The organism is Streptomyces sp. P9-A4, from assembly GCF_036634195.1.
GTDB lineage: Bacteria > Actinomycetota > Actinomycetes > Streptomycetales > Streptomycetaceae > Streptomyces.
On sequence record NZ_JAZIFY010000001.1, the window covers coordinates 6,455,974 to 6,482,892 of the forward strand.

General features: G+C 72.1%; 25 protein-coding genes and 2 pseudogenes. 22 read left to right on the top strand and 5 right to left on the bottom strand.

Annotation, left to right across the window (positions count from 1 at the left end; genetic code table 11):
• Positions 1-98 precede the first annotated feature (98 nt).
• Positions 99-1,070: a GlxA family transcriptional regulator gene (locus tag V4Y03_RS29010; protein ID WP_332436837.1), complete on the top strand. Its 972-nt coding sequence runs from the start codon at positions 99-101 to the stop codon at positions 1,068-1,070.
• 85 nt (positions 1,071-1,155) lie between these two features.
• A complete protein-coding gene (locus V4Y03_RS29015; protein ID WP_332436838.1) occupies positions 1,156-1,788 on the top strand; it encodes a DJ-1/PfpI family protein in 633 nt (210 codons plus the stop codon).
• Between the two features lie 3 nt (positions 1,789-1,791).
• Here V4Y03_RS29015 and V4Y03_RS29020 read toward each other — a convergent pair whose 3' ends face one another.
• Entirely contained in the window at positions 1,792-2,535 is a 744-nt protein-coding gene (locus tag V4Y03_RS29020; RefSeq protein WP_317876864.1) for an enoyl-CoA hydratase/isomerase family protein, read from the bottom strand.
• 94 nt (positions 2,536-2,629) lie between these two features.
• Between V4Y03_RS29020 and V4Y03_RS29025 the strand changes: the two are divergent.
• Positions 2,630-2,875, top strand: a pseudogene (locus V4Y03_RS29025) (hypothetical protein); the annotation flags it as partial.
• A 130-nt stretch (positions 2,876-3,005) separates the two neighbouring features.
• Complete coding sequence (locus tag V4Y03_RS29030) at positions 3,006-3,527, top strand: ATP-binding protein (protein ID WP_332437284.1); 522 nt, start codon at positions 3,006-3,008, stop codon at positions 3,525-3,527.
• Here V4Y03_RS29030 and idi read toward each other — a convergent pair.
• The 3 genes and pseudogenes from idi to V4Y03_RS29045 all read right to left on the bottom strand — a co-directional run bounded on the left by idi (position 3,493) and on the right by V4Y03_RS29045 (position 6,678).
• A complete protein-coding gene (gene idi / locus V4Y03_RS29035; protein WP_443079841.1) occupies positions 3,493-4,113 on the bottom strand; it encodes an isopentenyl-diphosphate Delta-isomerase in 621 nt (206 codons plus the stop codon). The genes V4Y03_RS29030 and idi overlap by 35 nt on opposite strands.
• Before the next feature lie 152 nt (positions 4,114-4,265).
• Positions 4,266-5,538: pseudogene (locus V4Y03_RS29040) on the bottom strand (GNAT family N-acetyltransferase).
• A gap of 198 nt (positions 5,539-5,736) precedes the next feature.
• The gene (locus tag V4Y03_RS29045; RefSeq protein ID WP_332436839.1) at positions 5,737-6,678 is read right to left on the bottom strand and encodes a cation diffusion facilitator family transporter; all 942 of its coding nucleotides are present in this window, start codon (positions 6,676-6,678) and stop codon (positions 5,737-5,739) included.
• Between the two features lie 412 nt (positions 6,679-7,090).
• Between V4Y03_RS29045 and V4Y03_RS29050 the strand changes: the two genes are divergently transcribed.
• The 18 genes from V4Y03_RS29050 to V4Y03_RS29135 all read left to right on the top strand — a co-directional run bounded on the left by V4Y03_RS29050 (position 7,091) and on the right by V4Y03_RS29135 (position 25,784).
• On the top strand, positions 7,091-8,884 hold the full coding sequence (locus V4Y03_RS29050; protein ID WP_332437286.1) for a DUF5941 domain-containing protein: 1,794 nt from the start codon (positions 7,091-7,093) through the stop codon (positions 8,882-8,884).
• A complete protein-coding gene (locus V4Y03_RS29055; protein ID WP_317874898.1) occupies positions 8,881-9,618 on the top strand; it encodes a phosphocholine cytidylyltransferase family protein in 738 nt (245 codons plus the stop codon). The genes V4Y03_RS29050 and V4Y03_RS29055 overlap by 4 nt, the downstream gene beginning before the upstream one ends.
• Positions 9,606-10,667: an iron-containing alcohol dehydrogenase family protein gene (locus tag V4Y03_RS29060; RefSeq protein ID WP_317874899.1), complete on the top strand. Its 1,062-nt coding sequence runs from the start codon at positions 9,606-9,608 to the stop codon at positions 10,665-10,667. Before V4Y03_RS29055 ends, V4Y03_RS29060 begins: the two co-directional genes overlap by 13 nt.
• Complete coding sequence (locus V4Y03_RS29065) at positions 10,645-11,424, top strand: CDP-alcohol phosphatidyltransferase family protein (protein WP_332436840.1); 780 nt, start codon at positions 10,645-10,647, stop codon at positions 11,422-11,424. Before V4Y03_RS29060 ends, V4Y03_RS29065 begins: the two co-directional genes overlap by 23 nt.
• 47 nt (positions 11,425-11,471) lie before the next feature.
• Positions 11,472-12,317 carry a glycosyltransferase family 2 protein gene (locus V4Y03_RS29070; RefSeq protein WP_317874909.1) on the top strand — a complete coding sequence of 282 codons (846 nt, stop codon included), beginning with the start codon at positions 11,472-11,474 and terminating at the stop codon, positions 12,315-12,317.
• A 49-nt stretch (positions 12,318-12,366) separates the two neighbouring features.
• Positions 12,367-13,296: an ABC transporter permease gene (locus tag V4Y03_RS29075; protein WP_317874901.1), complete on the top strand. Its 930-nt coding sequence runs from the start codon at positions 12,367-12,369 to the stop codon at positions 13,294-13,296.
• Positions 13,289-14,074: an ABC transporter ATP-binding protein gene (locus V4Y03_RS29080; protein ID WP_317874902.1), complete on the top strand. Its 786-nt coding sequence runs from the start codon at positions 13,289-13,291 to the stop codon at positions 14,072-14,074. The genes V4Y03_RS29075 and V4Y03_RS29080 overlap by 8 nt, the downstream gene beginning before the upstream one ends.
• 109 nt (positions 14,075-14,183) lie before the next feature.
• Positions 14,184-14,828 carry a TetR/AcrR family transcriptional regulator gene (locus V4Y03_RS29085; protein WP_332436841.1) on the top strand — a complete coding sequence of 215 codons (645 nt, stop codon included), beginning with the start codon at positions 14,184-14,186 and terminating at the stop codon, positions 14,826-14,828.
• Positions 14,829-15,141: 313 nt separating this feature from the next.
• Entirely contained in the window at positions 15,142-16,053 is a 912-nt protein-coding gene (gene hpnC, locus V4Y03_RS29090) for a squalene synthase HpnC (protein WP_332436842.1), read from the top strand.
• Positions 16,050-17,000 (top strand): presqualene diphosphate synthase HpnD, encoded by a 951-nt coding sequence (gene hpnD / locus V4Y03_RS29095; RefSeq protein ID WP_317874905.1) that lies wholly within the window; start codon positions 16,050-16,052, stop codon positions 16,998-17,000. Before hpnC ends, hpnD begins: the two co-directional genes overlap by 4 nt.
• Before the next feature lie 103 nt (positions 17,001-17,103).
• On the top strand, positions 17,104-18,546 hold the full coding sequence (gene hpnE, locus V4Y03_RS29100; protein ID WP_332436843.1) for a hydroxysqualene dehydroxylase HpnE: 1,443 nt from the start codon (positions 17,104-17,106) through the stop codon (positions 18,544-18,546).
• Positions 18,543-19,643, top strand: coding sequence for a polyprenyl synthetase family protein (locus V4Y03_RS29105; protein WP_317874907.1), 1,101 nt, complete (start codon positions 18,543-18,545; stop codon positions 19,641-19,643). The genes hpnE and V4Y03_RS29105 overlap by 4 nt, the downstream gene beginning before the upstream one ends.
• A gap of 107 nt (positions 19,644-19,750) precedes the next feature.
• Positions 19,751-21,736, top strand: a complete 1,986-nt coding sequence (shc, locus tag V4Y03_RS29110) for a squalene--hopene cyclase (protein WP_317874908.1) — start codon at positions 19,751-19,753, stop codon at positions 21,734-21,736.
• Positions 21,736-22,407 (top strand): phosphorylase family protein, encoded by a 672-nt coding sequence (locus V4Y03_RS29115; protein WP_332436844.1) that lies wholly within the window; start codon positions 21,736-21,738, stop codon positions 22,405-22,407. The genes shc and V4Y03_RS29115 overlap by 1 nt, the downstream gene beginning before the upstream one ends.
• Before the next feature lie 7 nt (positions 22,408-22,414).
• Positions 22,415-23,437, top strand: a complete 1,023-nt coding sequence (gene hpnH / locus V4Y03_RS29120; RefSeq protein WP_317878111.1) for an adenosyl-hopene transferase HpnH — start codon at positions 22,415-22,417, stop codon at positions 23,435-23,437.
• Between the two features lie 40 nt (positions 23,438-23,477).
• Positions 23,478-24,863: an aspartate aminotransferase family protein gene (locus V4Y03_RS29125; protein WP_332436845.1), complete on the top strand. Its 1,386-nt coding sequence runs from the start codon at positions 23,478-23,480 to the stop codon at positions 24,861-24,863.
• An 86-nt stretch (positions 24,864-24,949) separates the two neighbouring features.
• A complete protein-coding gene (locus V4Y03_RS29130; RefSeq protein ID WP_317878109.1) occupies positions 24,950-25,579 on the top strand; it encodes a helix-turn-helix domain-containing protein in 630 nt (209 codons plus the stop codon).
• A 49-nt stretch (positions 25,580-25,628) separates the two neighbouring features.
• Positions 25,629-25,784 (top strand): DUF6126 family protein, encoded by a 156-nt coding sequence (locus V4Y03_RS29135; RefSeq protein WP_015037637.1) that lies wholly within the window; start codon positions 25,629-25,631, stop codon positions 25,782-25,784.
• Between the two features lie 65 nt (positions 25,785-25,849).
• On the opposite strand, the gene V4Y03_RS29140 is transcribed toward V4Y03_RS29135, so the two are convergent.
• On the bottom strand, positions 25,850-26,671 hold the full coding sequence (locus V4Y03_RS29140) for a tyrosine-protein phosphatase (RefSeq protein ID WP_332436846.1): 822 nt from the start codon (positions 26,669-26,671) through the stop codon (positions 25,850-25,852).
• Between the last annotated feature and the right edge of the window lie 248 nt (positions 26,672-26,919).

The window sequence follows — 26,919 nt, forward strand, 5'->3', positions numbered from 1 at the left end:
GGGACGGCAGGAAAGAGGGACGGCTGGAAAGACGGATGGCAGAAAAGGTGGGATCGGCGTCATTGCGGCCACCCCCGCCCCGCTCCGAGGATGGAGCCATGACGCAGCGACCCGTCCTCGTCGTCCTCTTCGACGGCGTCCAGAGCCTCGACGTCACCGGGCCCTTCGAGGTGTTCGCCGGTGCCGCCCGGGCCGCCGGGGACCCGTCCGCGTACCCGATTCGCACCGCCTCCCTGGACGGCGGACCGGTCCGTACGCACAGCGGGCTGCGGCTGCTCCCCGACACGACGCTCGCTGAGGCGGTCGCCGACGGCGCCCCGCACACCCTCGTCGTCCCCGGCGGCGAGGGCACCCGCGCACCGGACCCGGCCCTGATCGAGTGGCTGCGCACCCATGCCCCGGACGCCCACCGTCTCGTCTCGGTCTGCACCGGGGCGCTGCTCCTCGCCGAGGCCGGGCTCCTCGACGGGCACCGGGCGACGACCCACTGGACGGCCTGCGACCACCTCGCCCGCCACTACCCCGAGGTCGAGGTGGACCCCGACCCCATCTTCGTACGGGACGGGCGCCTCGCCACCTCCGCCGGGGTCACGGCCGGCATCGACCTGGCGCTCGCCCTCGTCGAGGAGGACCTCGGCCGGGACGTGGCCCTCACCGTCGCGCGCCATCTGGTCGTCTTTCTGCGCCGCCCCGGCAACCAGGCCCAGTTCAGTGTCCAGCTCGCCGCCCAGACCGCCCGCCGGGAGCCGCTGCGCGACCTCCAGCACTGGATCACCGAGCACCCCGACGGGGACCTCTCCGTGGAGGCTCTCGCCGCCCGCGCCCGTCTCTCGCCGCGTCACTTCGCGCGTGCCTTCCACGCGGAGACCGGGGCGACTCCCGGCCGGTACGTCGACCGGGTACGCCTCGAACACGCCCGGCGCCTCCTGGAGGAGACCTCGCGCGGGGTCGAGGAGGTCGCCCGCGCCTCGGGCTACGGCACTCCGGAGGGGATGCGCCGCGCCTTCACCAAGGCACTGGGAACTCCCCCGGCCGAGTACCGCCGCCGCTTCCACGCCACCGGCACCTGAACGCACACCCCGCCGTACGTACACACCCCGTCGGACATCCGCGCACCCCGCCGTACGAACGCCCATCGCAGCGAAAGGGATCAGCATGCAGATCGCCGTCCTCCTCTACCCGGGCTTCACCACGCTCGACGCCGTCGGCCCGTACGAGCTCCTCGCCCGCCTTCCCGGCGCCGAGACCGTCTTCGTGGCCAAGGAGACCGGCCCCGTCCGCAACGACCAGGGCAGCCTGGCCCTGGTCGCCGACCGGACCCTCGCCGAGGTGCCGAGCCCCGACATCGTCCTCGTCCCCGGCGGCCCCGACGCGCGGGAGGCCATGGACGACCCGGAGATCCGGGCCTGGCTCCGTACCGCCGACGAGACCAGCACCTGGACCACCTCGGTCTGCACCGGCGCGCTGATCCTGGCCGCCGCCGGAGTGCTCGACGGCCGCCGAGCCACCACCCACTGGCTCGCCTACGAGGAGCTCAGGGCGCTGGGCGTCGAACCCACCGGCGAGCGGGTCGTCTTCGACGGCAAGTACGTCACCGCCGCCGGCGTCTCCTCCGGCATCGACATGGCCCTGCACCTGCTCGGCCGGATCGCCGGGGACGAGACCGCCCAGACCATCCAGCTGCTCACCGAGTACGACCCCCAGCCGCCGTACGACGCGGGTTCGCCGGAGAAGGCCCCGGCCGCGATCGTGGCGCACTGGCGGGGCGAGGCGGCCGGGAGGGACTGACCCTCAGCCGCCGTACGTGAACCGGGGCGCGCGGCGCTCCAGGAAGGCGGCGACGCCCTCCGCGGTGTCGCCGCTCCCGCGCGCCTGCTCGGCCCAGTGGGCGTCCCGGTCGAGCCGCCCGTCGGCGAACTCCTTGGCCGCCGCCTGCGTCAGCAGCGAGCGGGAGGCGAGCACCCGCGTGAACTCGGCCACCCGCTTGTCCAGCTCGCCGGCCGGGTGGAGTTCGTCCACGAACCGGGTCCGCAGCGCCCGGTCCGCGTCGATCAGCTCACCGGAGAACAGCAGGTACTTGGCGGTCGACGGGCCCACGAGGGCGGCGAGCCTGCGGGTGGACGAGGACGGGTAGACGATCCCCAGCTTCGACGGGGTGATCCCGAAGCGGGCGCCCTCCTCGGCGAAGCGCAGGTCGCAGGCGGCGGCGAGCTGGCTGCCGCCGCCGACGCAGAAGCCCCGGACGGCCGCCAGGGTCGGCCGGGGAAAGGCGGCGAGCGCCTCCTCAGCACGTACCGCGAGCGCCTGCTGCTCATCCCCGGGCTCCCGGAGCGCCGCGATGTCCGCCCCGGCGCAGAAGGTGTCGCCCTCGCCGGTCAGGACCAGGACCCGGACGGCCGGGTCGGCGGCGAGCCGGTCGAGGAGGCCGGGCAGGGCGCGCCACATGCCGGCGCTCATCGCGTTGCGCTTGGCGGGGTTGGCTATGACGACGGTGGCGATCCCGTCCGTGACGCTGGCCTTCAGCTGCGGCTCCATGGGCCGGATGCTATCCGGCGGACCCGAACGTACGGTCAGGAAGGGGCCGTCCCGAGGACGCCCGCGAGCGGCACGGGGAACCGGACCCCGTCGGCTGCTGCTGGGTCTGCTGGTCCTGTTCGACCGGCCGCACAGCAGCCTGTACGTTCTCGGGGTCTTCTTCTCGCTCGCGCTGCTCTTCGACGGCCTCGGCCTGATCGCGATCGGGGTGGGCGGCCGAAGGACCGTCAGCATGGTGACCCCGCAGGAGGTCCGGGCCTCCCGTCCGGCCGACGACACCGGCTCCGCTGGGCTCCCTCCGGAGCGGTCAGAAAGCGCGCCCGGTCAGTCGAACAACTGACGTGGGCATACTCACCCGATCAGAATGTGGCCGATAAGTGTCGACTTCTGGTCAGTAGGCCGGTCCGCCCACGCGGATTGCCAAGACTCGATCCGTGGCGAGAATCGAGCACGAGGGTGGGAACCGGACCGTGGAGCACCACGGGGGTGTCCCCGCCCGGCAACCGTCCTACGAAGGAGTCTGGCGCTTCACCGCTGCCGCGGTCGACGTCTCCGTCCCACAGGCCAGGCACGCCGTACGCGACCTGTTGGTCCGCCAGGGCGTACCCCTCCATGACGAGATCATGGACGGCCTGCTGCTGATCGTCTCCGAGCTGGTGACCAACGCAGTGCGGCACGCGGCGCTGCTGTCCCCGGAGATAGCGGTCGAGGTGGCCATCGGACCCGAGTGGGTCCGGGTGTCCGTCGAGGACAACCACCCCTACCGGCCCAAGGCCCTGGAGGCGGACTACGGGCAGACCGGCGGTCGCGGCCTGCTGCTGGTCCGGGAGATCGCCCTGGAGTCCGGCGGCGTCTGCGACGTCGAGCACACGGCGAGCGGCGGGAAGATCATCTGGGCGGCGCTGCCCCTGGCCCCGATGGCACCGGGGCCGGGAGGCATGCCTCGTACGCGGACGGTCACCAGCCCCCTGACGGACCCGTCAGTTCCCTGACGGCCGGCCGCGCCGCGTCGAGCACCGTCATGAACCAGGCGGAGAACGGCGCGGCGGCGTGGCGCTCGGCCAGCTCCTCGGAGGTCACGAAGACGGTGTCATCGATCTCTTCGGGGTCCGGCTTCGGTGCGGCCTGCACGAGGCCGACGAAGAGGTGGTTGAACTCCTGCTCCACGAGGCCCGATGCCGGGTCCGGGTGGTTGTAGCGGACGGTGCCGGCCTCCGCGAGCAGCGAGGGCGAGACGCCCAGCTCCTCGAAGGTGCGCCGGGCCGCCGCCGCGAACGGGGCCTCGCCCGGGTAGGGGTGGCCGCAGCAGGTGTTCGACCAGACGCCGGGGGAGTGGTACTTGCCGAGCGCGCGGCGCTGGAGCAGCAGCCGGCCGGACTCGTCGAAGAGGAAGACGGAGAAGGCGCGGTGCAGCAGGCCGGGCGCCTGGTGCGCGGCGAGCTTCTCCGCGGTGCCGATGGTCGTCCCGTCCTCGTCGACCAGTTCGAGCATGATCGGCGCCGCGGCTCCGGACGGTTGGACACCGTTCGACGCGATCTCCGGCGAGATCTGAGCCGCGGTGGCTGGTGTGGTCGGCATACCCATCCTTCGCTTCGGTCCTCGGCCCCGGTGGGGGAAACACAGTCTGCCGTACAAAAGCGGCTTGTCCGTACTTCGACGGCCGGACGTGGCCGCTCCCGCCGCGCCGGAGCGGAACCGGCGCGGCGGGAGCGGAAGCGGCGGGGGTGGCCTCACACCCCGAAAGCCGCCGGATACACGAGCATGCCGGACGGAACGGGCGCGGTGCCGTCCAGGACGAGCGCCATCATCGTCTCGTCCGGGACTTCGAAACCTGGCTTGATTCCATACTCAGACGCACGTACGAACCCGAACCTCGGGTAGTACTCCGGATGGCCCAGTACGAGGACGTGCCGCTCCCCCCGCAGCCGCGCCGCGTCGAGCACCGCTCGAACGACGGCCTGTCCGGCCCCCGAGCGCTGGTGCTCCGGCGCCACCGAGACCGGGGCGAGCGCCGCCGAGGGCAGGCCCCCACCAGGCTTGGGGTCTCCCCGCCGAAGGCAGGGGAAGGGTGATCAGGGCGTGGGCCGCGACCGAGCCGTCCGGGGCCTCGGCCACGAACGACTGGCCGGGCAGCCAGGCGTCGGCGTCCCGCCGGAGCGCGTCGACCAGATCGGCCTCCGCCTCCGATCCGAAGGCCGCCGCCACGACCCGCCACACCGCCCCGGCCTCCCCGTCCCGCTCCGGACGGACGGTCCAGCGCGGATCGGCGGGCCGCAGGACGAAGCCGGCGTACCCGTAGTCGGAGCCGTGCTCGCGCCGCAGCGCGATCTCGGCGCGCGCCCCGGCCACCGCCTCGGCCGTGCCGGGCACGGTGGTGTCGGCGGCGTCGGCGTGCGCCGCGAGCGGGACGTAGTACTCGTCCCAGTCGCTCTCGGGCTGCGGGAGCGTCGCCACCACGTGGTAGCCGGCCCCGACCGCCGCCGCCGCGTTCCCGGTGACGGTACGGAGCGGGTAGTGCTCCTCCCAGAAGGCGCGGGCCACGGGGCCCGGATCCTCGGCGGTCCACACGCACTCGGTGAGGACGAGGGTGCCGCCGGGCGCGAGGAGCCTGCGCCATTCGGCCAGTGCCCGGTCGAAGCCGAGGACGAAGACCGAGCTCTCGGCCCAGACCAGGTCGAAGGAGCCGTCGGGGAGCGGCAGCGCGCCCATGTCGGCGTTGAGGGTGCGGATCGATCCGTCCAGCCCGCGGGCGGCGGCGGACTCCCGCAGCTCGGCGAGGAACGGCTCATGGGTGTCGACGGCGGTCACCTCGGCGCCCGCCTCGGCGGCCAGGAGCAGCGCGGAACGGCCGGGGCCGCAGCCCAGGTCGAGCACCCGGGGACGCTCGGGGAGCGGCCCGGCCGACGAGAGGAGCCGGCGGGTGGTGGTGTCGGAGCCGGGACCCTGCCGCGGAAGGCCGTGGTGCAGGGCGAAGAAGGCGTCGTGCAATGCGTTGTCGGACAACGTGGGAAACCCTTGTGTGAGAGGGCCCCGGCCGACGACGTGACGTACCGGTGGTTGGACCGGGATCAGGTCAGCCGGAGACCCGGAGGCTGAGGGACGACCGGGCGCTGCCGCTGCGGGCAGCCTCCATCGCGACGGTCATCAACCTCAGCTCCTCTCTCCACGCGTTCGTACGAAGAGACTAACAGTCGGCCGTGGTCAGAGACAGAGCCCGGCCTCGTGCTCCGCGTGCCCGGCCGGCTCCAGCTGGAAGGTGCAGTGCTCCACGTCGAAGTGGGACCCCAGGCACCCCTGGAGGGAGTGCAGCATCTTCTCGTGCCCGACCGAGTCCAGCGCCCCCTGGTCGACGACCACGTGCGCGGAGAGCACCGGCATGCCCGAGGTGATCGTCCAGGCGTGCAGGTCGTGCACGTCCTCGACACCCGGCAGGGCCAGGATGTGCGCCCGTACCTCCGCCATGTCGACACCCTTCGGCGCCGCCTCCAGGAGCACGTCCAGGGTCTCCCGCAGCAGCTTGAACGTACGGGGGACGATCATCAGGCCGATCACGATCGAGGCGATCGGGTCCGCGTACTGCCAGCCCGTCGTCAGGATGACCGTGGCGGCGATGATCACGGTGACCGAGCCCAGGGCGTCCGCGAGGACCTCCAGGTACGCCCCGCGCACATTGAGGCTCTCCTTCTGGCCGCGCATCAGCAGCGACAGCGAGATCACGTTCGCGACCAGGCCGATCACCGCGAAGGCGATGGCGAGCCCGCCCTTGGTCTCGGCCGGCTCGACGAACCGCTGGATCGCCTCGTACAGCACGTAGCCGCCGACGACGAGGAGCAGCAGACAGTTGGCGAGCGCCGCCAGGATCTCGGCCCGGGCGAACCCGAAGGTGCGGTTCCCCGAGGGAGGCCGGTTCGCGAAGTGGATCGCGAGCAGCGCCATCGCGAGGCCGACCGCGTCGGTCGCCATGTGGGCCGCGTCGGCGATCAGCGCGAGGGAGTCGGCGACCAGACCGCCGATGATCTCGATCACCATCACGGAGAGCGTGATGCCGAGTGCGATCCGCAACCGGCTCTTGTACGCGGCCCCCGCGGTCCCCGTCGGCGGCGGGCCGCCGTGGCTGTGCCCGTGGTCGTGTCCAGCCCCCATCGCGTGGCCTCCAGATCGTGTCGTCTCGTGTGCCCCGATTCGCAAGTGAACTACGGGAGGGGGGTATGTGCAACACGGTACTGAACACCGTTGTCATATGCTCTGACCTGCGGCGATGCATTCAGGACCGGCCATGGCGGGAAGGCGGCTCCGCAGCCCCTCGCGCGGGCCCGCGACGGTGGTTTGTGAGCCGGGCCACCGATCGCCCATGATGATCTCCGCAGGACGAGGCGCACCCTTACGGACACGGGTGGGCCCGGGGGAGTCCTGCCCGCGAAGCCTCGGTGAACTCGTGTTCCGTTCATCCGATAGCCTCAGCCGACGTGTCGCCGCCCGGTGCCGGGGCGCACCGCCGCGCCCGGGGCCGCCATGGCCCCGCCGGCCCCTCGTCAGCTCCAAGGAGTGAGTTCGTCTGTCGACCGCCATCCTCACCGGCCCCCCGGCACCCGGCTCCTCGCTCGACGGAGACCTGCGGTCGCTCGGCTTCGACGTCAAGGCCGCCTCCGGCGCCGAACAGGCCGCCGCGCTGCTGGCCGCCGTCCCCGCGGGTGAGCGCGTCGCGCTCGTCGACCCCCGGTTCGTCGGCCACCTGCACGCGCTGCGCCTGGCCCTCACCGACCCCAGGTTCCCCGCCGCCGCCGCACCCGGCACGCTCACCGCGCAGAACGGGGCCCGCCCCGCGCTCACCCGCGCCCTGACCGCCGCCTCGGCGACCGCCGGTGACAGGGACGACCTCACCGGCACCCTCGCCGACGCCCTCGACGCCGACGGCGTCGCCGTGCACCGGCCCCAGCTCGGCACCCTCGTCGCCACCGTCCCCGCCGACGCCGAGGCCCGCCACGAGGCCCGCGCCGCCGTCGCCGCCGTGGACGACGAGGCCGTACGCCTCCGCTCGGCCGTCAAGGCCCACGACGGCTTCTTCACCACCTTCTTCATCAGCCCGTACTCGCGCTACATCGCCCGCTGGTGCGCGCGCCGCGGACTGACCCCCAACCAGGTCACCACCGCCTCGCTGCTCACCGCACTGATCGCGGCCGGCTGCGCGGCGACCGGCGAGCGCGGCGGCTACATCGCCGCCGGCGTCCTGCTCCTGGTCTCCTTCGTCCTCGACTGCACCGACGGGCAGCTCGCCCGCTACGCGCTGAAGTACTCGACGATGGGCGCCTGGCTCGACGCCACCTTCGACCGCGCCAAGGAGTACGCCTTCTACGCGGGCCTCGCCCTCGGCGCCGCCCGCAACGGCGACGACGTCTGGGCCCTGGCCCTCGGCGCGATGATCCTGATGACCTGCCGGCACGTCGTGGACTTCTCGTTCAACGAGGCCAACCACGACGCCACCGCCAACACCAGCCCCACCGCGGCCCTCTCCGACCGGCTCGACAGCCTCGGCTGGACCGTCTGGGCCCGCCGCATGATCATCCTGCCGATCGGCGAGCGCTGGGCGATGATCGCCGTCCTCACCGCGGTCACCGCCCCCCGGATCGTCTTCTGGGCACTGATCATCGGCTGCGCCTTCGGCGCCTGCTACACGACGGCGGGCCGCGTCCTGCGCTCCCTGACCCGCAAGGCGAAGCGCACCGACCGGGCCGCCCAGGCGCTGGCCGACCTCGCGGACTGCGGGCCGCTGGCCCAGCTGGCCGCCCGCGTGTTCGGCCGGTCGGGAGCCCGCGGCGCGGGAGTCGTCTTCGCGGCGATCGCGACGGCGGGTCTCCTCTTCGCCGTCCTCACGTGGCCCTTCGGCGACCGGCAGATCGTGATCGCCGCCATCGGCTACGTGATCCTCTCCGGCGCCGCCGTCGCCCGCCCCCTCAAGGGCGCCCTCGACTGGCTCGTACCCCCGCTCTTCCGCGCCGCCGAGTACACCGCCGTCCTCGTGCTCGCCGCCCGCTCCGACTCGGCGCAGGCCCTGCCCGCCGCATTCGGGCTGGTCGCGGCGGTCGCCTACCATCACTACGACACGGTGTACCGCATCCGCGGCGGCACCGGCGCGCCGCCCGCGTGGCTGGTGCGCGTCACCGGCGGACACGAGGGGCGCACGCTCCTGGTGGCCGTCCTCGCCGCCCTGCTGGCGGACCGCGGCGACGACTTCACCCTGGCACTGACCGCCCTCGCGGTGGCCGTCGCCCTCGTGGTGCTCGTGGAGTCCATCCGCTTCTGGGTCTCCTCCGGAGCACCCGCCGTTCACGACGAAGGAGAAACAGCATGATCGGTCTCGTACTGGCAGCCGGTGCCGGACGGCGTCTGCGCCCCTACACCGACACCCTTCCGAAGGCCCTCGTGCCCGTCGACGGCGAGATCACGATTCTCGACGGGACGCTGAAGAACTTCGCCGAGATCGGCCTCACCGAGGTCGCGATCGTCGTCGGCTACCGGAAGGAGGCCGTCTACGACCGCAAGGACGCCCTGGAGGCGAAGTACGGCCTCAAGATCACCCTCGTCGACAACGACAAGGCCGAGGAGTGGAACAACGCCTACTCCCTGTGGTGCGCCCGTGAGGTCCTCAAGCGCGGTGTGATCCTCGCCAACGGCGACACCGTCCACCCGGTCTCCGTCGAGAAGACCCTGCTCGCCGCCCGCGGCGAGGGCAAGAAGATCATCCTCGCCCTCGACACGGTGAAGCACCTCGCCGACGAGGAGATGAAGGTCATCACCGCCGAGGACAAGGGCGTCCAGCGCATCACCAAGCTGATGGACCCGGCCACCGCCACCGGCGAGTACATCGGTGTCACCCTCATCGAGGCCGAGGCCGCCGAGGAGCTCGCCGACGCCCTCAAGGCCACCTTCGAGCGCGACCCCGACCTGTACTACGAGGACGGCTACCAGGAGCTCGTCAACCGCGGCTTCACCGTCGACGTCGAGCCCATCGGCGACGTCACGTGGGTCGAGATCGACAACCACGACGACCTCGCGAAGGGCCGTGAGATCGCGTGCCAGTACTGACCCGGCTGATCCCCTCGCCGGTCGTCGTCGACATCCGCCGGGGAGCGCTGGACGACCTGTCCGCGCTCCTCGCGGACCAGCGGATCTCCAGTAACGGCAAGATCGCCGTCGCCATCAGCGGCGGCTCGGGCCTCAAGCTGCGTGACCACTTCGCCCCCGAGCTGCCCGGCGCCGACTGGTACCCGGTCTCCGGCGGCACCATCGACGAGGCCGTGAAGCTCGCCGACGCCATGCGCGGCAAGCGGTACGACGCCGTGGTGGCCCTCGGCGGCGGCAAGATCATCGACGTGACCAAGTACGCGGCGGCCCGGGTCGGGCTGCCGCTGGTGGCCATCGCGACCAACCTGTCGCACGACGGGATCTGCTCGCCGATCTCCACCCTGGACAACGACAACGGGCGCGGCTCCTACGGTGTGCCGACCCCGATCGCGCTGGTCGTCGACCTCGACGTGATCCGGGACGCCCCGGTGCGCTACGTCCGCTCCGGCATCGGCGACGCGATCTCCAACCTCTCCGCCATCGCGGACTGGGAGCTGTCGCACCAGGTGACCGGGGAGCCCGTCGACGGCCTCGCGGCCGCCATGGCCCGCAGCGCCGGCGAGGCCGTGCTCCGCCACCCCGGCGGCGTCGGCGACGACGACTTCCTCGTCACCCTCTCCGAGGGCCTGGTGATGTCCGGCATCGCCATGTCGATCAGCGGGGACAGCCGCCCCTCCTCGGGCGCCTGCCACGAGATCAGCCACGCCTTCGACCTGCTCTTCCCGGACCGCGCCGCCAGCCACGGCGAGCAGTGCGGCCTCGGAGCGGCCTTCGCCATGCACCTGCGCGGCGCCGCCGACGGCTCCGCGCTGATGGTCGAGACCCTGCGCCGGCACGGACTTCCCGTCCAGCCGGAGGAGATGGGCTTCACCGTGGACGAGTTCGTCCAGGCGGTGTCCTTCGCCCCGCAGACCCGGCCGGGCCGCTTCACCATCCTCGAACACCTCGACCTGTCCGACGACGAGATCAGGGACGCGTACGCCGACTATGCCAAAGCCATCCGTAGCTGAGCTCCGCCCGGTCGTCCACCCTCCGGGTGTGAAGGACCGGCGCAGTGGGGAGCACTGGGGCGGTCGCATGTACATGCGGGAGATCTCGCTCCGGATCACCCGTCGGCTCGTCGGCACCAAGGTCACGCCGAACCAGCTCACGTACGTCATGACCATCGCCGGCGTCCTCGCGGCCCCGGCCCTGCTCGTCCCGGGCATCCCCGGGGCGCTGCTCGGCGCGCTCATGGTCCAGCTCTACCTGCTGCTCGACTGCGTCGACGGCGAGGTGGCCCGCTGGAAGAAGCAGTTCTCGCTGGCAGGTGTCTACCTGGACCGGGTCGGCGCCTACCTGTGCGACGCGGCGGTGCTCGTCGGCTTCGGCCTGCGCGCCGCCGACCTGTGGGGCTCGGGCCGGATCGACTGGCTGTGGGCCTTCCTCGGCACCCTCGCCGCGCTCGGCGCCATCCTGATCAAGGCCGAGACCGACCTCGTCGGCGTCGCCCGGCACCAGGGCGGTCTGCCGCCGGTCAAGGAGTCGGCCTCCGAGCCGCGCTCCTCCGGCATGGCGCTGGCCCGCCGGGCCGCCGGGGCGCTGAAGTTCCACCGGCTCGTCCTCGGCATCGAGGCCTCGCTGCTCATCGTGGTCCTGGCGATCGCGGACCAGGTCCGCGGCGACCTGTTCTTCACCCGGCTCGGTGTCGCCGTCCTGGCCGGCATCGCCCTGCTCCAGACCGTGCTGCACCTGGTGTCGATCATGGTCTCCAGCAGGCTGAAGTGAGGCCGGCCGTGAGTACTCCGCTCAAGGTGGGCGCGGTCGTCATCACGATGGGCAACCGCCCCGACGACCTGCGCGCGCTGATCGACTCGGTCGCCAAGCAGGAGGGCGACCCCGTCGAGGTCGTCGTCGTCGGCCAGGGCACCCCGGTCACCGGGGTGCCCGACTGGGTGCGGACCGTGGACCTGCCGGAGAACGTCGGCATCCCCGCCGGCCGGAACGTCGGCATCGAGGCCTTCGGCCCCGGCGGCACCGACGTCGACGTCCTGCTCTTCCTCGACGACGACGGGCTCCTCGCCCACGCCGACACCGCGGAGCTGGTCCGGCAGGCCTTCACCGCCGACCCGCGCCTGGGCATCATCACCTTCCGGATCGCCGATCCGGAGACCGGGGCCACCCAGCGCCGGCACGTGCCGAGGCTGCGCGCCTCCGACCCGATGCGCTCCTCGCGGGTGACCACCTTCCTCGGCGGCGCCAACGCCGTCCGCACCAAGGTGTTCGCCGAAGTCGGCGGTCTGCCGGACGAGTTCTTCTACGCGCACGAGGAGACCGACCTCGCCTGGCGCGCGCTCGACGCCGACTGGATGATCGACTACCGTTCCGACATGGTGCTGCTGCACCCCACCACAGCACCCTCCCGCCACGCCTCGTACCACTTCAACGTGGCCCGCAACCGAGTCTGGCTGGCACGCCGCAATCTGCCCGCGCCCCTGGTGCCGGTGTATCTCGGCGTCTGGCTCCTGCTCACCCTGGCCCGTCGGCCCTCGCCCTCCGCGCTCAAGGCGTGGTTCGGCGGATTCCGCGAAGGCTGGACGACCCCCTGCGGACCGCGCCGGCCCATGAGGTGGCGTACGGTGTGGCGGCTGACCCGGCTGGGTCGCCCCCCGGTCGTCTGACATCGTGGTACCGACGTGCCGCGCATCTTGAACACGAAAGTTTCGACTTGTGAGTGACACACACCAGGGCGGGGCGGTCGCGACGAGCGCGCCCCCGTCCGTCGACGAGGGCCTGACCCCCGCCGCGCTGGCCTCGAAGTACGGCCTCTCGGTCAGCGGCGCCCGGCCCGGGCTGTTCGAGTACGTCCGCGAGCTGTGGAGCCGCCGCCACTTCATCCTGGCCTTCTCCTCGGCCAAGCTGACCGCCCAGTACAGCCAGGCGAAGCTGGGGCAGGTGTGGCAGGTCGCGACCCCGCTGCTCAACGCCCTGGTCTACTACCTGATCTTCGGGCTCATCCTGGGTGCCGGACGCGGGATGTCCAAGGGGGTCTACATCCCCTTCCTCGTCACCGGCATCTTCGTGTTCACCTTCACCCAGAACTCGGTCATGGCCGGCGTCCGGGCGATCTCCGGGAACCTCGGCCTGGTCCGGGCCCTGCACTTCCCCCGGGCCACCCTGCCGATCTCGTTCTCCCTCCAGCAGCTCCAGCAGCTGCTGTTCTCGATGATCGTGCTCTTCGCGGTCTCGATCTCCTTCGGCAGCTACCCCTCGCTGCGCTGGCTGCTGCTGCTCCCGGCCCTGCTGCTGCAGTTCGTGTTCAACATCGGACTCGCCATGATCGTGGCCAGGATGGGTGCGAAGACGCCCGACCTGGCCCAGCTGATGCCGTTCATCATGCGCACCTGGATGTACGCGTCCGGTGTCATGTTCTCGATCCCCGCGATGCTTGCCGACAAGCCCGCGTGGATCGCCGACGTCCTGATGTACAACCCGGCGGCGGTCTACATGGACCTGATCCGCTACTCCCTCATCGAGGGATACGGTGCCGAGAACCTGCCCTCGCACGTGTGGCTGACCGCCCTCGGCTGGGCGGTGGCCTTCGGCATCGGCGGTTTCGTCTACTTCTGGAAGGCCGAGGAGAGGTACGGCCGTGGCTGACACCGACCGGTCCAACGTTCCCACCGTCATCTGCGACGACGTCCACATCGTCTACCGGGTCAACGCCGGTGGCGGCGGCAGGGGCAGCGCCACGGCGGCGCTCAGCCGCATCGTCGGCCGCGGCAAGGCCGAGGTCAGCCGGGGCATCCGCAAGGTGCACGCGGTGCGCGGTGTCACCTTCACCGCCTACCGGGGCGAGGCCATCGGCCTCATCGGCTCCAACGGCTCCGGCAAGTCCACGCTGCTCCGCGCCGTCGCGGGACTCCTGCCCACCGAGAGCGGCAAGGTCTACACCGACGGCCAGCCCTCGCTGCTCGGCGTCAACGCGGCCCTCATGAACGACCTCACCGGCGAGCGCAACGTGATCCTGGGCGGCCTCGCCATGGGCATGAGCCGCGAGGAGGTGCGCTCGCGGTACGACGGGATCGTCGACTTCTCCGGCATCAACGAGAAGGGCGACTTCATCAGCCTGCCGATGCGGACGTACTCCTCCGGCATGGGCGCCCGGCTCCGCTTCGCCATCGCCGCCGCCAAGAACCACGACGTCCTCCTCATCGACGAGGCGCTGGCGACGGGTGACCGCAAGTTCCAGATCCGCTCCGAGGAGCGCATCCGGGAGCTCCGCAAGGAGGCCGGCACGGTCTTCCTGGTGAGCCACAGCAACAAGTCCATCAGGGACACCTGCGACCGGGTGCTCTGGCTGGAGAAGGGCCAGCTCCTCATGGACGGGCCCACGGACGAGGTCCTCAAGGCGTACGAGCGGGAAACCGCCCGCTGACCCCGCTTCCCGAACTGCCCCCACCCTTCCGGTGGGGGCAGTTCCGTTTTTCGCGCGTCGTGCCGTCACCTGGAATGTGCATGCGGTCAACATCGGGCAGGATGAGCCCATGGCAGCGATCTCGGGGGGAAAGACCTACCACCACGGCGACCTGCGCAACGCGCTGATCTGTGCCGCCGTCGACCTCGCCACCGAGGGCGGCCCCGAACGGGTCGTCCTGCGGGAGGCGGCCCGCCGGGTCGGCGTCTCGCCCACCGCCGCCTACCGGCACTTCGACGGCCGCGGCGAACTCCTCCGTACCGTCAGGACCCACGCCCAGCGGGTCCTCGCCGACGCCATGGAACGGGCCGCGGCCCGCGAGCCCGGCGCCGACGACCCCGCCCTCGCGGCCGAGCGCCGGCTCGCCGCCCTCTGCCGGGGATACGTCGGCTTCGCCGTGGAACACCCCGGGCTCTACCGGGCCGCGTTCTGCGTGCCCCGGCCTGCCCGGGAGGAGCTGCCGGGACCGGCCGAGCGGCAGGCGCCCGAGCCCGAGGTCCGCGCCTTCACCCTGCTCCGGGAGGCCCTCGAAGCCCTCGCCGGCACCCCCCGGCCGGGGGTCCGCGCCGCCGGTGGTGTCGCAGCGTGGTCGGCTATTCACGGACTGTCACTTCTCCTGCTCGACGGCCCTCTTCGCCGGCTTCCCGCGCAGCGCAGGAACGCCGTCGTCGAGACCACCCTCGCCATGGTCGTCTCCGGGACCCGTACCCTCTGAGGTCTGCTTCGGGCCGAACTGCCTTGCGCGGAAGCCGGGTTGACGGCTCGTTCGGGTGAGGGGCGGAGCGCCCGGCACCCCGGAACGGCGACGGTCGTCGTACAACGTAAGCTGGAGCGGTCTGTTTCGCGGCAAGTAGGGCGATACCCCACGGCCATCGGGCCTCCGGGCGGCGGCTCTACGGTCAGGGGTCGGCGGCGTGTCCGAAATAGGATGGATTGGATCGGCAGTGTAGAACGGGAGACGTGACGGCCATGACGCAGAATCTCCAGCTCCACGAGGGTGTCGCCGTCCCTCCGTCGGGCAGTGACCTGTGACGGACACCAGCCAGGCGCGCACCGACGCCGCCTCGCGCGCCACACTCGGCAAGGCCGCGGACGAGAACTTCCCCGTGGCCCCCTTCTTCCTGCCCCGGGCCTGGCGCGACGACCTCATGGCCGTCTACGGCTTCGCCCGCCTCGTCGACGACATCGGCGACGGCGACCTCGCCCCCGGCGGCGCCGACGCCCGCCACCTCGGCCTCGGCCCCGAGGCCGCCCGCGACCGGCTCGCCTTCCTCGACGCCTTCGAGACCGACCTCCGCCGCGTCTTCGACGGCACCCCCCGGCACCCCCTGCTGCGCGGCCTCCAGCCGACCGTCCGGCGCTGCGGTCTCACCCCCGAGCCCTTCCTCGGTCTGATCGCCGCCAACCGCCAGGACCAGCAGGTCGGCCGCTACGAGACCTATGACGACCTCCTCGCGTACTGCGAGCTCTCGGCCAACCCCGTCGGCCGGCTCGTCCTCGCGATCACCGGCACCGACACCCCCGAACGGCTCAGGCGCTCCGACGAGATCTGCACCGCCCTGCAGATCGTCGAGCACCTCCAGGACGTCGCCGAGGACCTCGCCCGGGACCGGATCTACCTCCCCGCCGAGGACCTCAAGCGCTTCCACGTCACCGAGAGCGACCTCGCCCGGCCCACCGCCGGCGCCTCCGTGCGCGCCCTGATCGCCTTCGAGGCCGGCCGGGCCCGCGACCTGCTCGACGCGGGAGCCCCCCTCGTCGGCAGCGTCCACGGCAGGCTGCGGCTCCTCCTCGCCGGATTCACCGCCGGGGGCCTCGCCGCGCTCGACGCGATCACCGATGCCGGATTCGACGTGCTGACCGGGCCACCGAAGGCCACCAAGCCGAGCCTGATGCGCCAGGCGGGAGCGGTTCTGCTCCGGGCGCGGAGAGAGGGGTGAGCGCGACCGTGGAGGCACAGCCCCAGCCGTCCGCACCCGTACAGGCCGCCTACAGCTACTGCGAGGCGGTCACCGGACAGCAGGCGCGGAACTTCGCCTACGGAATCCGGCTGCTGCCGACCGAGAAGCGGCAGGCGATGTCCGCGCTGTACGCCTTCTCCCGGCGCGTCGACGACATCGGCGACGGCACGCTCCCGCCCGAGGCCAAGCGGGAGCGCCTGGAGGCCACCCGCGCCCTGCTCGACCGGATCAGGGCCGAGGAGATCGACGAGGACGACACCGACCCCGTCGCCGTCGCCCTGGCCGACTCGGCCCGCCGCTTCCCGATCCCGCTCGGCGGTCTGGACGAACTCATCGACGGCGTCCTCATGGACGTGCACGGCGCGACCTACGAGACCTGGGACGACCTCAAGGTCTACTGCCGCTGCGTCGCCGGCGCCATCGGCCGGCTCTCCCTCGGCGTCTTCGGCACCCAGCCCGGCGCCCAGGGCGTCGAGCGTGCGGCCGAGTACGCCGACACCCTGGGCCTCGCGCTCCAACTCACCAACATCCTCAGGGACGTACGCGAGGACGCCGGGAACGGACGGACCTACCTGCCCTCCGACGACCTCGCCAAGTTCGGCTGCGGCGACGGCTTCGGCAGCGACACCCCGCCCGCCGGCGCCGACTTCGCCGGCCTCGTCCACTTCGAAGTCCGACGCGCCCGCGCCCTGTTCGCCGAGGGCTACGGACTCCTGCCCATGCTCGACCGGCGCAGCGGCGCCTGCGTCGCCGCCATGGCCGGCATCTACCGCCGTCTCCTCGACCGGATCGAGCGCGATCCCGAGGCCGTGCTCCGGGGCCGTGTCTCGCTGCCCGGCCACGAGAAGGCGTACGTCGCGGTCCGCGGGCTCTCCGGCCTCGACACCCGCCACATCGCCCGGCGCGCCGTCAGGAGGCGTGCCTGATGCGCCCGTACGTCCCCGGCCGCGGGGCAACCCCGGGCGCCGCCACGGCGTCCCTGACCGAGGTGCCCGCGCACCCGCCCACGACGATCCGAACGGAGGCCGCGTGACCCACGAAGGAACCGAGCGGCACGCCTCGCCGGGAGCCCCCGGCCCCGGCACCGGGACCGGCGGAGACCGGCGGCCCCGCGCCGTCGTCGTCGGCGGCGGGCTCGCCGGGGTCACCGCCGCGCTCCAGCTCGCCGAGAGCGGCCTTCGTGTCACCCTCCTCGAAGGCCGGCCCCGGCTCGGCGGCCTCGCCTTCTCCTTCCGCCGCGGCGACCTCACCGTCGACAACGGCCAGCACGTCTACCTGCGCTGCTGCACCGCCTACCGCTGGTTCCTCGACCGGATCGACGGAGCCCGGCTCGCCCCGCTCCAGGACCGCCTCGACGTGCCCGTCCTCGACGTCGGCCACCCGCGCGGCCCGCGCCTCGGCCGGATCCGCCGAGACGCCCTGCCCGTACCGCTGCACCTCGCGCGCAGCCTCGCCACGTACCCCCATCTCTCGCTCGCCGAGCGGGCCTCCGTCGGCCGGGCCGCGCTCGCCCTGAAGAAGCTCGACCCCGCCGACCCCGCGCTCGACGGCATCGACTTCGCCACCTGGCTCGGCCGGCACGGTCAGTCCCCGCGGACCGTCCAGGCGCTGTGGGACCTCGTCGGCATCCCCACCCTCAACGCCCCCGCCCCGCAGGCCTCGATGGGGCTCGCCGCGATGGTCTTCAAGACGGGTCTGCTCTCCGAGCCCGGCGCCGCCGACATCGGCTGGGCCCACGTGCCGCTCGGCGAAATCCACGACACCCGGGCCGCGAAGGAACTCGACGAGCTCGGCGTCCGCACCGCGCTCCGTACCAAGGCCGAGCGGATCTCCCGTACCGGCGACGGCCGTTGGACCGTCGACGTGCCCGGCGAGACCCTGGAGGCGGACGTCGTCGTCCTCGCCGTGCCGCAGCAGGAGACCCACGGCCTGCTGCCCGAGGGCGTCCTCGACGACCCCGACCGGCTGCTCGACATCGCCACCGCCCCCATCCTCAACCTCCACGTGGTCTACGACCGCAAGGTGCTGAAGCGTCCCTTCTTCGCCGCGCTCGGCTCGCCCGTGCAGTGGGTCTTCGACCGCACCGAGTCCTCCGGACTCACCGGCGGCGGCCAGTACCTCGCCGTCTCCCAGTCGGCCGCCCAGGAGGAGATCGACGAACCCGTCGCCGCCCTGCGCGCCAAGTACCTCCCCGAGCTGGAGCGGCTGCTGCCCGCCGCCCGGGGCGCGGGCATCCGCGACTTCTTCGTCACCAGGGAGCGGACGGCGACGTTCGCGCCCACCCCGGGCGTCGGCAGGCTCCGCCCCGGAGCCCGCACCCGGGCGCCGGGGCTGTATCTGGCCGGGGCCTGGACCGCCACCGGCTGGCCCGCGACCATGGAGGGGGCGGTGCGCAGCGGCTTCAGCGCCGCGGGCGCCGCGCTCTCCGCCCTCGGCCGCCGCCATGACCATCCGCTGCAGGAGGCGGCATGAGTGTGAGTACCGGAACAAGAGGAGAGACCGTGCCGACTGTGCCGCCGGGTAATCCGGCCGTCGACACCGCGGACGTGTCCGCACTGCTGGAGCGGGGGCGGACCCTGTCCACGCCCGTACTGCGGGCGGCCGTCGACCGCCTCGCGCCGCCCATGGACACCGTGGCCGCCTACCACTTCGGCTGGATCGACGCGCAGGGCAACCCCGCGGACGGCGACGGCGGCAAGGCCGTCCGCCCCGCGCTCGCCCTGCTGTCGGCCGAGGCCGCGGGTGCCGCGCCCGAGGTCGGCATCCCCGGCGCCGTCGCCGTGGAACTCGTCCACAACTTCTCGCTGCTGCACGACGACCTGATGGACGGCGACGAGCAGCGGCGCCACCGCGACACCGTGTGGAAGGTGCACGGACCCGCGCAGGCCATCCTCGTCGGCGACGCCCTGTTCGCGCTCGCCAACGAGATCCTGCTGGAGCTGGGCACCGTGGAGGCCGGCCGGGCGACCCGCCGGCTCACCACCGCCAGCCGCAAGCTCATCGACGGCCAGGCCCAGGACATCTCCTACGAGCACCGCGAGCGGGTCACCGTCGAGGAGTGCCTGGAGATGGAGGGCAACAAGACGGGCGCCCTGCTCGCCTGCGCCGTCTCCATCGGCGCCGTCCTCGGCGGCGCCGACGACCGGACCGCCGACAAGCTGGAGGAGTACGGCTACCACCTCGGCCTCGCCTTCCAGGCCGTCGACGACCTGCTCGGCATCTGGGGCGACCCGGAGGCCACCGGCAAGCAGACCTGGAGCGACCTGCGCCAGCGAAAGAAGTCCCTGCCGGTCGTCGCCGCCCTCGCCGCCGGCGGCAGGGCCTCCGAGCGGCTCGGTGAACTCCTCGCCGCGGACGCCAAGTCCAATGACTTCGACACCTTCTCCGAGGAGGAGTTCGCCACCCGCGCGGCCCTCATCGAGGAGGCCGGAGGGCGCGAGTGGACCTCCCAGGAGGCCCGTCGCCAGCACGCCGTCGCGATCGAGGCCCTGGACGAGGTGGACATGCCCGCCCGGGTGCGGGCCCAGCTCACCGCACTCGCCGACTTCGTCGTCGTACGGAAGAGATGATCACCATCACCCTGATATGAGTTCGCAGTCGCCGGCCGGTGCCCTCCGGCGCCGGCCGACGGCAGACCCGTAGAAGCAGAAGAAACCGACTGCGCAAAGGGGAAGCCATGACAGCGACGACCGACGGAAGCGCCGGGGCCGTGGGCCCCCGGGCAGCCGCGGCCAGCAAGACGAACGACACCGGCGCCGGTGCGCCGGACCTCGACGGCGCCGCCGCACGGGCCACGGAACTGGCCGTCGAGCACCTCCTCGCCCGGCAGGACCCCGAGGGCTGGTGGAAGGGCGACCTGGAGACCAACGTCACCATGGACGCCGAGGACCTCCTGCTCCGCCAGTTCCTGGGCATCCTCGACGCCGACACCACCCGCGCCGCGGCACTCCACATCCGCCGCCTGCAGCGCGAGGACGGCGCCTGGCCCACCTTCCACGGCGGACCCGGCGACCTCTCCGCCACCATCGAGGCCTATGTGGCGCTGCGGCTCGCCGGAGACCCGCCCGAGGCCCCGCACATGGCCCGCGCCGCCGCCCGGGTCCGCGCCGACGGAGGGATCGCCGCCGCCCGGGTCTTCACCCGGATCTGGCTCGCCCTCTTCGGCTGGTGGCGCTGGGACGACCTGCCCGAGCTGCCCCCGGAACTGCTCTTCCTGCCGAAGTGGTTCCCGCTCAACATCTACGACTTCGGCTGCTGGGCCCGGCAGACGATCGTGCCGCTCACCGTGGTCTCCGCGAAGCGCCCGGTACGGCCCGCACCCTTCCCGCTCGACGAGCTGCACAGCGACCCGGCGCGCCCCAACCCGCCCCGGCCGCTCGCCCCCGTCACCGGCTGGGACGGGATCTTCCAGCGGCTCGACAAGGCCCTGCACGTCTACCACCGGGTGGCGCCGCGCGCGGTGCGCAGGACCGCCATGAACCTGGCGGCCCGCTGGATCGTCGAGCGCCAGGAGAACGACGGCTGCTGGGGCGGCATCCAGCCCCCCGCCGTCTACTCGGTGATCGCCCTCCACCTCCTCGGGTACGACCTGGGGCACCCCGTCATGCGGGCCGGACTCGAATCCCTCGACCGCTTCGCCGTACGGGGGGAGGACGGCTCCCGCATGATCGAGGCCTGCCAGTCGCCCGTCTGGGACACCTGCCTCGCGACCATCGCGCTCGCCGACGCCGGGCTCCCCTCCGATCACCCGGCGCTGGTGAAGGCCGTCGACTGGATGCTCGACGAGGAGATCACCCGGACCGGGGACTGGGCGGTACGCCGGCCCGGACTGCCGCCGGGCGGCTGGGCGTTCGAGTTCCACAACGACACCTACCCCGACATCGACGACACCGCCGAGGTGGTGCTCGCGCTCCGCCGGGTCGACCACCCCGACCCTGCCCGGGTGTCGGCGGCCGTCGGCCGGGGCGCCCGCTGGACGCTCGGCATGCAGTCCCGGGACGGCGGCTGGGGCGCCTTCGACGCCGACAACACCAGCGTCCTCCCCAACAAGCTGCCCTTCTGCGACTTCGGCGAGGTGATCGACCCGCCCTCCGCCGACGTCACCGCCCATGTGGTGGAGATGCTCGCCTACGAGGGAATGGCCCAGGACCCCCGTACCCGCAGGGGAATCGAGTGGCTGCTCGCCGAACAGGACCCGAACGGAGCCTGGTTCGGCCGCTGGGGCGTGAACTACGTGTACGGAACGGGCTCGGTGATCCCCGCGCTCACCGCGGCCGGGCTCCCCGTCTCCCATCCGGCGATCCGCCGGGCCGTCGGCTGGCTCGGCTCCGTACAGAACGAAGACGGCGGCTGGGGCGAGGACCTCCGCTCGTACCACGCGAAGGAGTGGATCGGGCGCGGCGACTCCACCGCCTCCCAGACCGCCTGGGCGCTCATCGCCCTCCTCGCCGCCGGCGAGCGCGACTCCGAGCCCGTCCGGCGCGGCGTCGCCTGGCTGGCCGAGACCCAGCGGGAGGACGGCTCCTGGGACGAGCCGCACTTCACCGGCACCGGCTTCCCCTGGGACTTCTCCATCAACTACCACCTCTACCGTCAGGTCTTCCCCCTCACCGCGCTCGGGCGCTACGTGCACGGGGAGCCCTCGCCCGGCAAGGAACGCTGATGGGACGCGAGCCGGGCCCCGGCGCCCCACCGCCCCTGCTGATCGCCTGCGCGCTCGGCATCGAGCGGCTCGCCCTGCGCAGCGGCGACCGGGGCGGCGCTCCCGGGCCCGTGACCGTGCTGCGGACCGGCATGGGGCCGGACCGCGCCCGTACGGCGGTCTCCCGGGCGCTCGCCGAGGAGGGGTGGCGGGACGCCGCCGTCATCGCCTCCGGGTTCTGTGCGGGGCTCGCCCCCGGCATGCACCCGGGGGACCTGGTCGTGGCCGACGAGACCCGTGGCCCGGACGGCACCACCCTCTGCTCCGGCACCGAACTGCTGGTGAAGGCGCTGGTCAGAGCCGTACCAGGGCGGGCCGTGCACACCGGGCCGCTGACCGGCTCCGACCATGTGGTGCGCGGGCCCGAGCGGGCCGCGCTGCGCGCCACCGGGGCGATCGCCGTCGACATGGAGTCCGCCGCGACCCTGGGTACGGCCCGGGGCACCGAGCCGCCCGGCGGCGGGCCGGGCGCCCGCCCGGTTGCGGCCGTCCGGGTGGTCGTGGACGCTCCAGAACATGAACTGGTCCGGATCGGCACGGTACGCGGGGGAATATCGGCCTTCCGTGTCCTTCGTGCCGTCCTTCCCGCATTCTTCGAATGGCACCGTTCTTTGCTGCTCCCCAGGAGGTGAACGAGTTATGGCCATGCCGCTCCGTCAGTCCATCCGGGTCGGGACCTACCTCTTCGAACAGAAGCTCCGCAAGCGCGAGAAGTTCCCGCTCATCGTCGAACTCGAACCGCTCTTCGCCTGCAACCTCAAGTGCGAGGGCTGCGGGAAGATCCAGCACCCGGCCGGCGTCCTCAAGCAGCGCATGCCCGTCGCCCAGGCCGTCGGGGCGGTCCTGGAGTCCGGCGCCCCCATGGTGTCCATCGCGGGCGGCGAGCCCCTGATGCACCCTCAGATCGATGAGATCGTGCGGCAGTTGGTGGCCAAGAGGAAGTACGTCTTCCTCTGCACCAACGCGATGCTGATGCGCAAGAAGCTGGAGGACTTCACCCCCTCCCCGTACTTCGCCTTCGCCGTGCACATCGACGGCCTGCGCGAGCGGCACGACGAGTCGGTCGCCAAGGAGGGCGTGTTCGACGAGGCGGTGGCGGCGATCAAGGAGGCCAAGCGGCGCGGCTTCCGGGTCACCACCAATTCGACCTTCTTCAACACCGACACCCCGCAGACCATCATCGAGGTGCTCAATTTCCTCAACGACGACCTCCAGGTCGACGAAATGATGATCTCGCCCGCCTATGCGTACGAGAAGGCCCCCGACCAGGAGCACTTCCTCGGCGTCGAGCAGACCCGCGAACTCTTCAAGAAGGCGTTCGCCGGGGGCAACAGGCGCCGCTGGCGGCTCAACCACTCGCCGCTCTTCCTGGACTTCCTGGAAGGAAAGGCGGACTTCCCCTGCACCGCCTGGGCCATTCCCAACTACTCGCTCTTCGGCTGGCAGCGCCCCTGCTATCTGATGAGCGACGGCTACGTCCCCACGTACCGTGAGCTCATCGAGGACACCGACTGGGACAAGTACGGCCGGGGCAAGGACCCGCGCTGCGCCAACTGCATGGCGCACTGCGGCTACGAGCCCACCGCCGTCCTCGCCACCATGGGCTCGCTCAAGGAATCCCTGCGCGCGATCAGGGAGACCGTCTCCGGGAACAGCGCGTGAGGAGCGGGCGGGGGAGGGAGCGGGAGAGGAAGGGGCCGCGATGAGCGGGGAGTTCGACCTGCGGGCGCTGCTCGCCGAGCGCGGCGGCGAGCGGTACGAGCTGCACGCCCGCTACCTCAACCACCAGCTCCCGCGCATGCTCCACACCATCGGCTTCGACAAGGTCTACGAGCGGGCCGAGGGCGCCCATTTCTGGGACGCCGACGGGGTCGACCACCTCGACATGCTCGCCGGCTTCGGTGTGATGGGTCTCGGACGGCACCACCCCGTCGTCCGCCAGGCCCTCCACGACGTCCTCGACGCCCAGCTCGCCGATCTCACCCGCTTCGACTGCCAGCCACTGCCCGGACTCCTCGCCGAGCGCCTCCTCGCCCACAGCCCCCATCTCGACCGGGTCTTCTTCGGCAACAGCGGCACGGAGGCGGTCGAGACCGCCCTCAAGTTCGCCCGGTACGCCACCGGGCGGCCCAGGGTCCTCTACTGCTCCCACGCCTTCCACGGGCTCACCACCGGCTCCCTCTCCGTCAACGGCGAGAACGGCTTCCGCGACGGCTTCGCCCCGCTGCTGCCCGACACGGCGATCGGGCTCGGCGACCTCGACGCCCTGGAGCGGGAGCTGCGCAAGGGCGACGTGGCCGCCTTCGTCGTCGAGCCCATCCAGGGCAAGGGCGTCCACGCGTCCCCGCCCGGCTTCCTGCGGGCGGCCCAGGAGCTGCTGCACCGGCACGGCGCCCTGCTCATCGCCGACGAGGTGCAGACCGGCCTGGGCAGGACCGGCGACTTCTACGCGTACCAGCACGAGGAGGGGGTCGAACCTGACCTGGTCTGCGTCGCCAAGGCGCTCTCCGGCGGCTATGTGCCGGTCGGTGCCACCCTCGGCAAGGACTGGATCTTCAAGAAGGTCTACTCGTCGATGGACCGGGTCCTGGTCCACTCGGCGAGCTTCGGGTCGAACGCCCAGGCCATGGCCGCCGGGCTCGCCGTCCTCTCGGTCATGGAGGACGAGGGGACGGTCGCGCACGCCCGCCGGATCGGGGACCTGCTCTCCGGACGCCTCAAGGAGCTGGTGCCCCGGTACGAGCTGCTGCACGAGATCCGGGGACGCGGGCTGATGATCGGGATCGAGTTCGGCCGGCCGTCCTCGCTGGGGCTGCGCAGCCGCTGGACGATGCTCCAGGCGGCCCGCAAGGGCCTCTTCGCCCAGATGGTCGTGGTTCCGCTGCTCCAGCGGCACCACATCCTCACCCAGGTCTCCGGGGACCATCTGGAGGTGATCAAGCTGATCCCGCCGCTGGTCATCGACGAGGCGGACGTGGACCGGTTCGTCACCGCCTTCACCGCCGTCATGGACGACGCCCACGGTGGCGGCGGGCTGATGTGGGACTTCGGGAAGACGCTGGTCAAGCAGGCGGTCGCACAGCGCTGAGAGGCGTGGCCGGACGGATGACCCCGGGCTTTTGCCTCTGAGGCAAGAAACTTGCCTCAGAGGCACGATCCTGGCGAAATAGAGGCATGGACCACGTCCCCGGGGACCATCCCCCGGACCCTGCCGTTCCCGACGTCCTGCCCGACGTCGCCCCGCAGCTGCGGGCCCTGCGCCGCCGCCGGGGACTCACCCTGGAGGCCGCCGCCCAGCGGGCCGGGCTCTCGCCGGCCCACCTCTCGCGCCTGGAGACGGGGAACCGCCAGCCCTCGCTGCCGATGCTGCTCGGCCTCGCCCGTATCTACGGTACGACGGTCTCCGAGCTTCTCGGCGAGGCACCCCCCGAGCGGGACCCCGTCGTCCGCGCCGGGCGCTCCGAACCCGTCGAGGCGGACGGTTGGATCTACCGCCAGGCCGGCGGCGCCGGCCGCGCCCTCCAATGCCTGCGGGTCCACGTGCCGTACGCCACCCGGGCCGACATCGTGCGCGTCCACCCGGGCGAGGAGTGGATCCACGTCCTGGAGGGCCGGGTGCGGCTCGCGCTCGGCGAGGCCGTCCACGTCCTCGATCCCGGGGACAGCGCGCACTTCGACTCGCTCACCCCGCACCGGATCGGCGCCGCCACGCCCGGCGGAGCCGAGCTGCTCTTCGTCCACACCCTGCTGCAGAGTCCCGCCGCCGAGCTGTGTCTCGGTGACGGGACCCCGCATCGGCGCTGATCCCGCGCGCCTCCCGAGAGGCACGCCCCTTCGTCAGAAAAGGACCGAGATGTCCGAGAAGTCACGACCTGTCACCGGCGAAGAGCGCGGGGAAGGCAAGTTTCCCAAAGGGCTCGTCCTCCGTCTCTTCGCGTATCTGATCGCCGGACACCTCTTCGCCGGCTTCCTCTACCTGCTCTTCATGCTGGGCGGGCAGAACCAGTAGCCGGTCCCGGGTGCCTGAGAGGCGACGCGGGCCCGGGAGTGTCACCGGGCCCGGACCGCCGGGGCTCAGGCCTCCGTGAGCAGGCGCTCCCGCAGCCGCTCGCGGGTCTCCGGGGCCAGCTTCAGGCCCTCGGCGAGGTAGGCGTCCACCGAGCCCCAGGTCCCTTCGATGGTCTCGAAGGCGCCCCGCAGATACTCCACCCGCGCGTCGAACAGCGGGCTCAGCAGCTCCATCACCTCGGGCGACATGGCGTCGGAGGCGGTGGAGCTGCGACGCACCTTGTAGCGGCGGTGCGGGTCGTTCGACTTCACGTAGTCGGCCTCGATGGCATCCCGCTCGACCCCGAGGGCGAGCAGGGTGATCGCGATCGAGAGCCCGGCGCGGTCCTTGCCGGCCGCGCAGTGCATCAGGACGGGGACGCTGTCCTCCGCGAGCGCGTGCAGGACACGGCTGTGCTCGGCGGTCCGCTCGACCACCATCTTCCGGTACGAGTCGGACATCCGGCCGGCGGCCTTGCCGTCGCCGAGGATCTCCCGCAGCTGGACGAGGTCCCCGTCCTGGACGAGCTTCCAGAACTCCTTGCCGTCGGCCGGGTCGTTGAGCGGTATGTTCACGTTCCGCGTGCCGGGCAGCTCGACGTCGGGCCCCTCGAGCTTACGGTCGGCCAGGTTCCGGAAGTCGAAGACCGTGTGCAGCCCCAGCGAGGCGAGGAAGGCCGCGTCCTCCTCGGTCGCGTGGGCGAGGTGGCCGCTGCGGAACAGGCGGCCGGGGCGCACCGCGCGCCCGTCCGTCGTCGGCAGACCCCCCACGTCCCGGAAGTTGCGGACCTCGGCCAGCTCGGGCTCGTTCGCGTCGGCGGGCGGGACCTGCGGCAGCTGCTGCGTCACGGCTGCTCCTGTTCTCTCGATCGATTCCTGGGGCAATCATCTCGGGTGCCGGCGGGGGAGCACACCCCCTCGCTCTGGAATGGGCGATCTGTCCGTATTGAGGAGTTCGCCATAACCCGCCCGGGTTGCAGGGGAGATGGGGATCGCTGCGTGAGCAGCGTCATAACCGTGACGGACCGTGCCTGATCGTCTTTTCCAAATGCCCCCCGGGAAAAGGAGATCGAGGGACCGTCATCAACGGAGGGTGA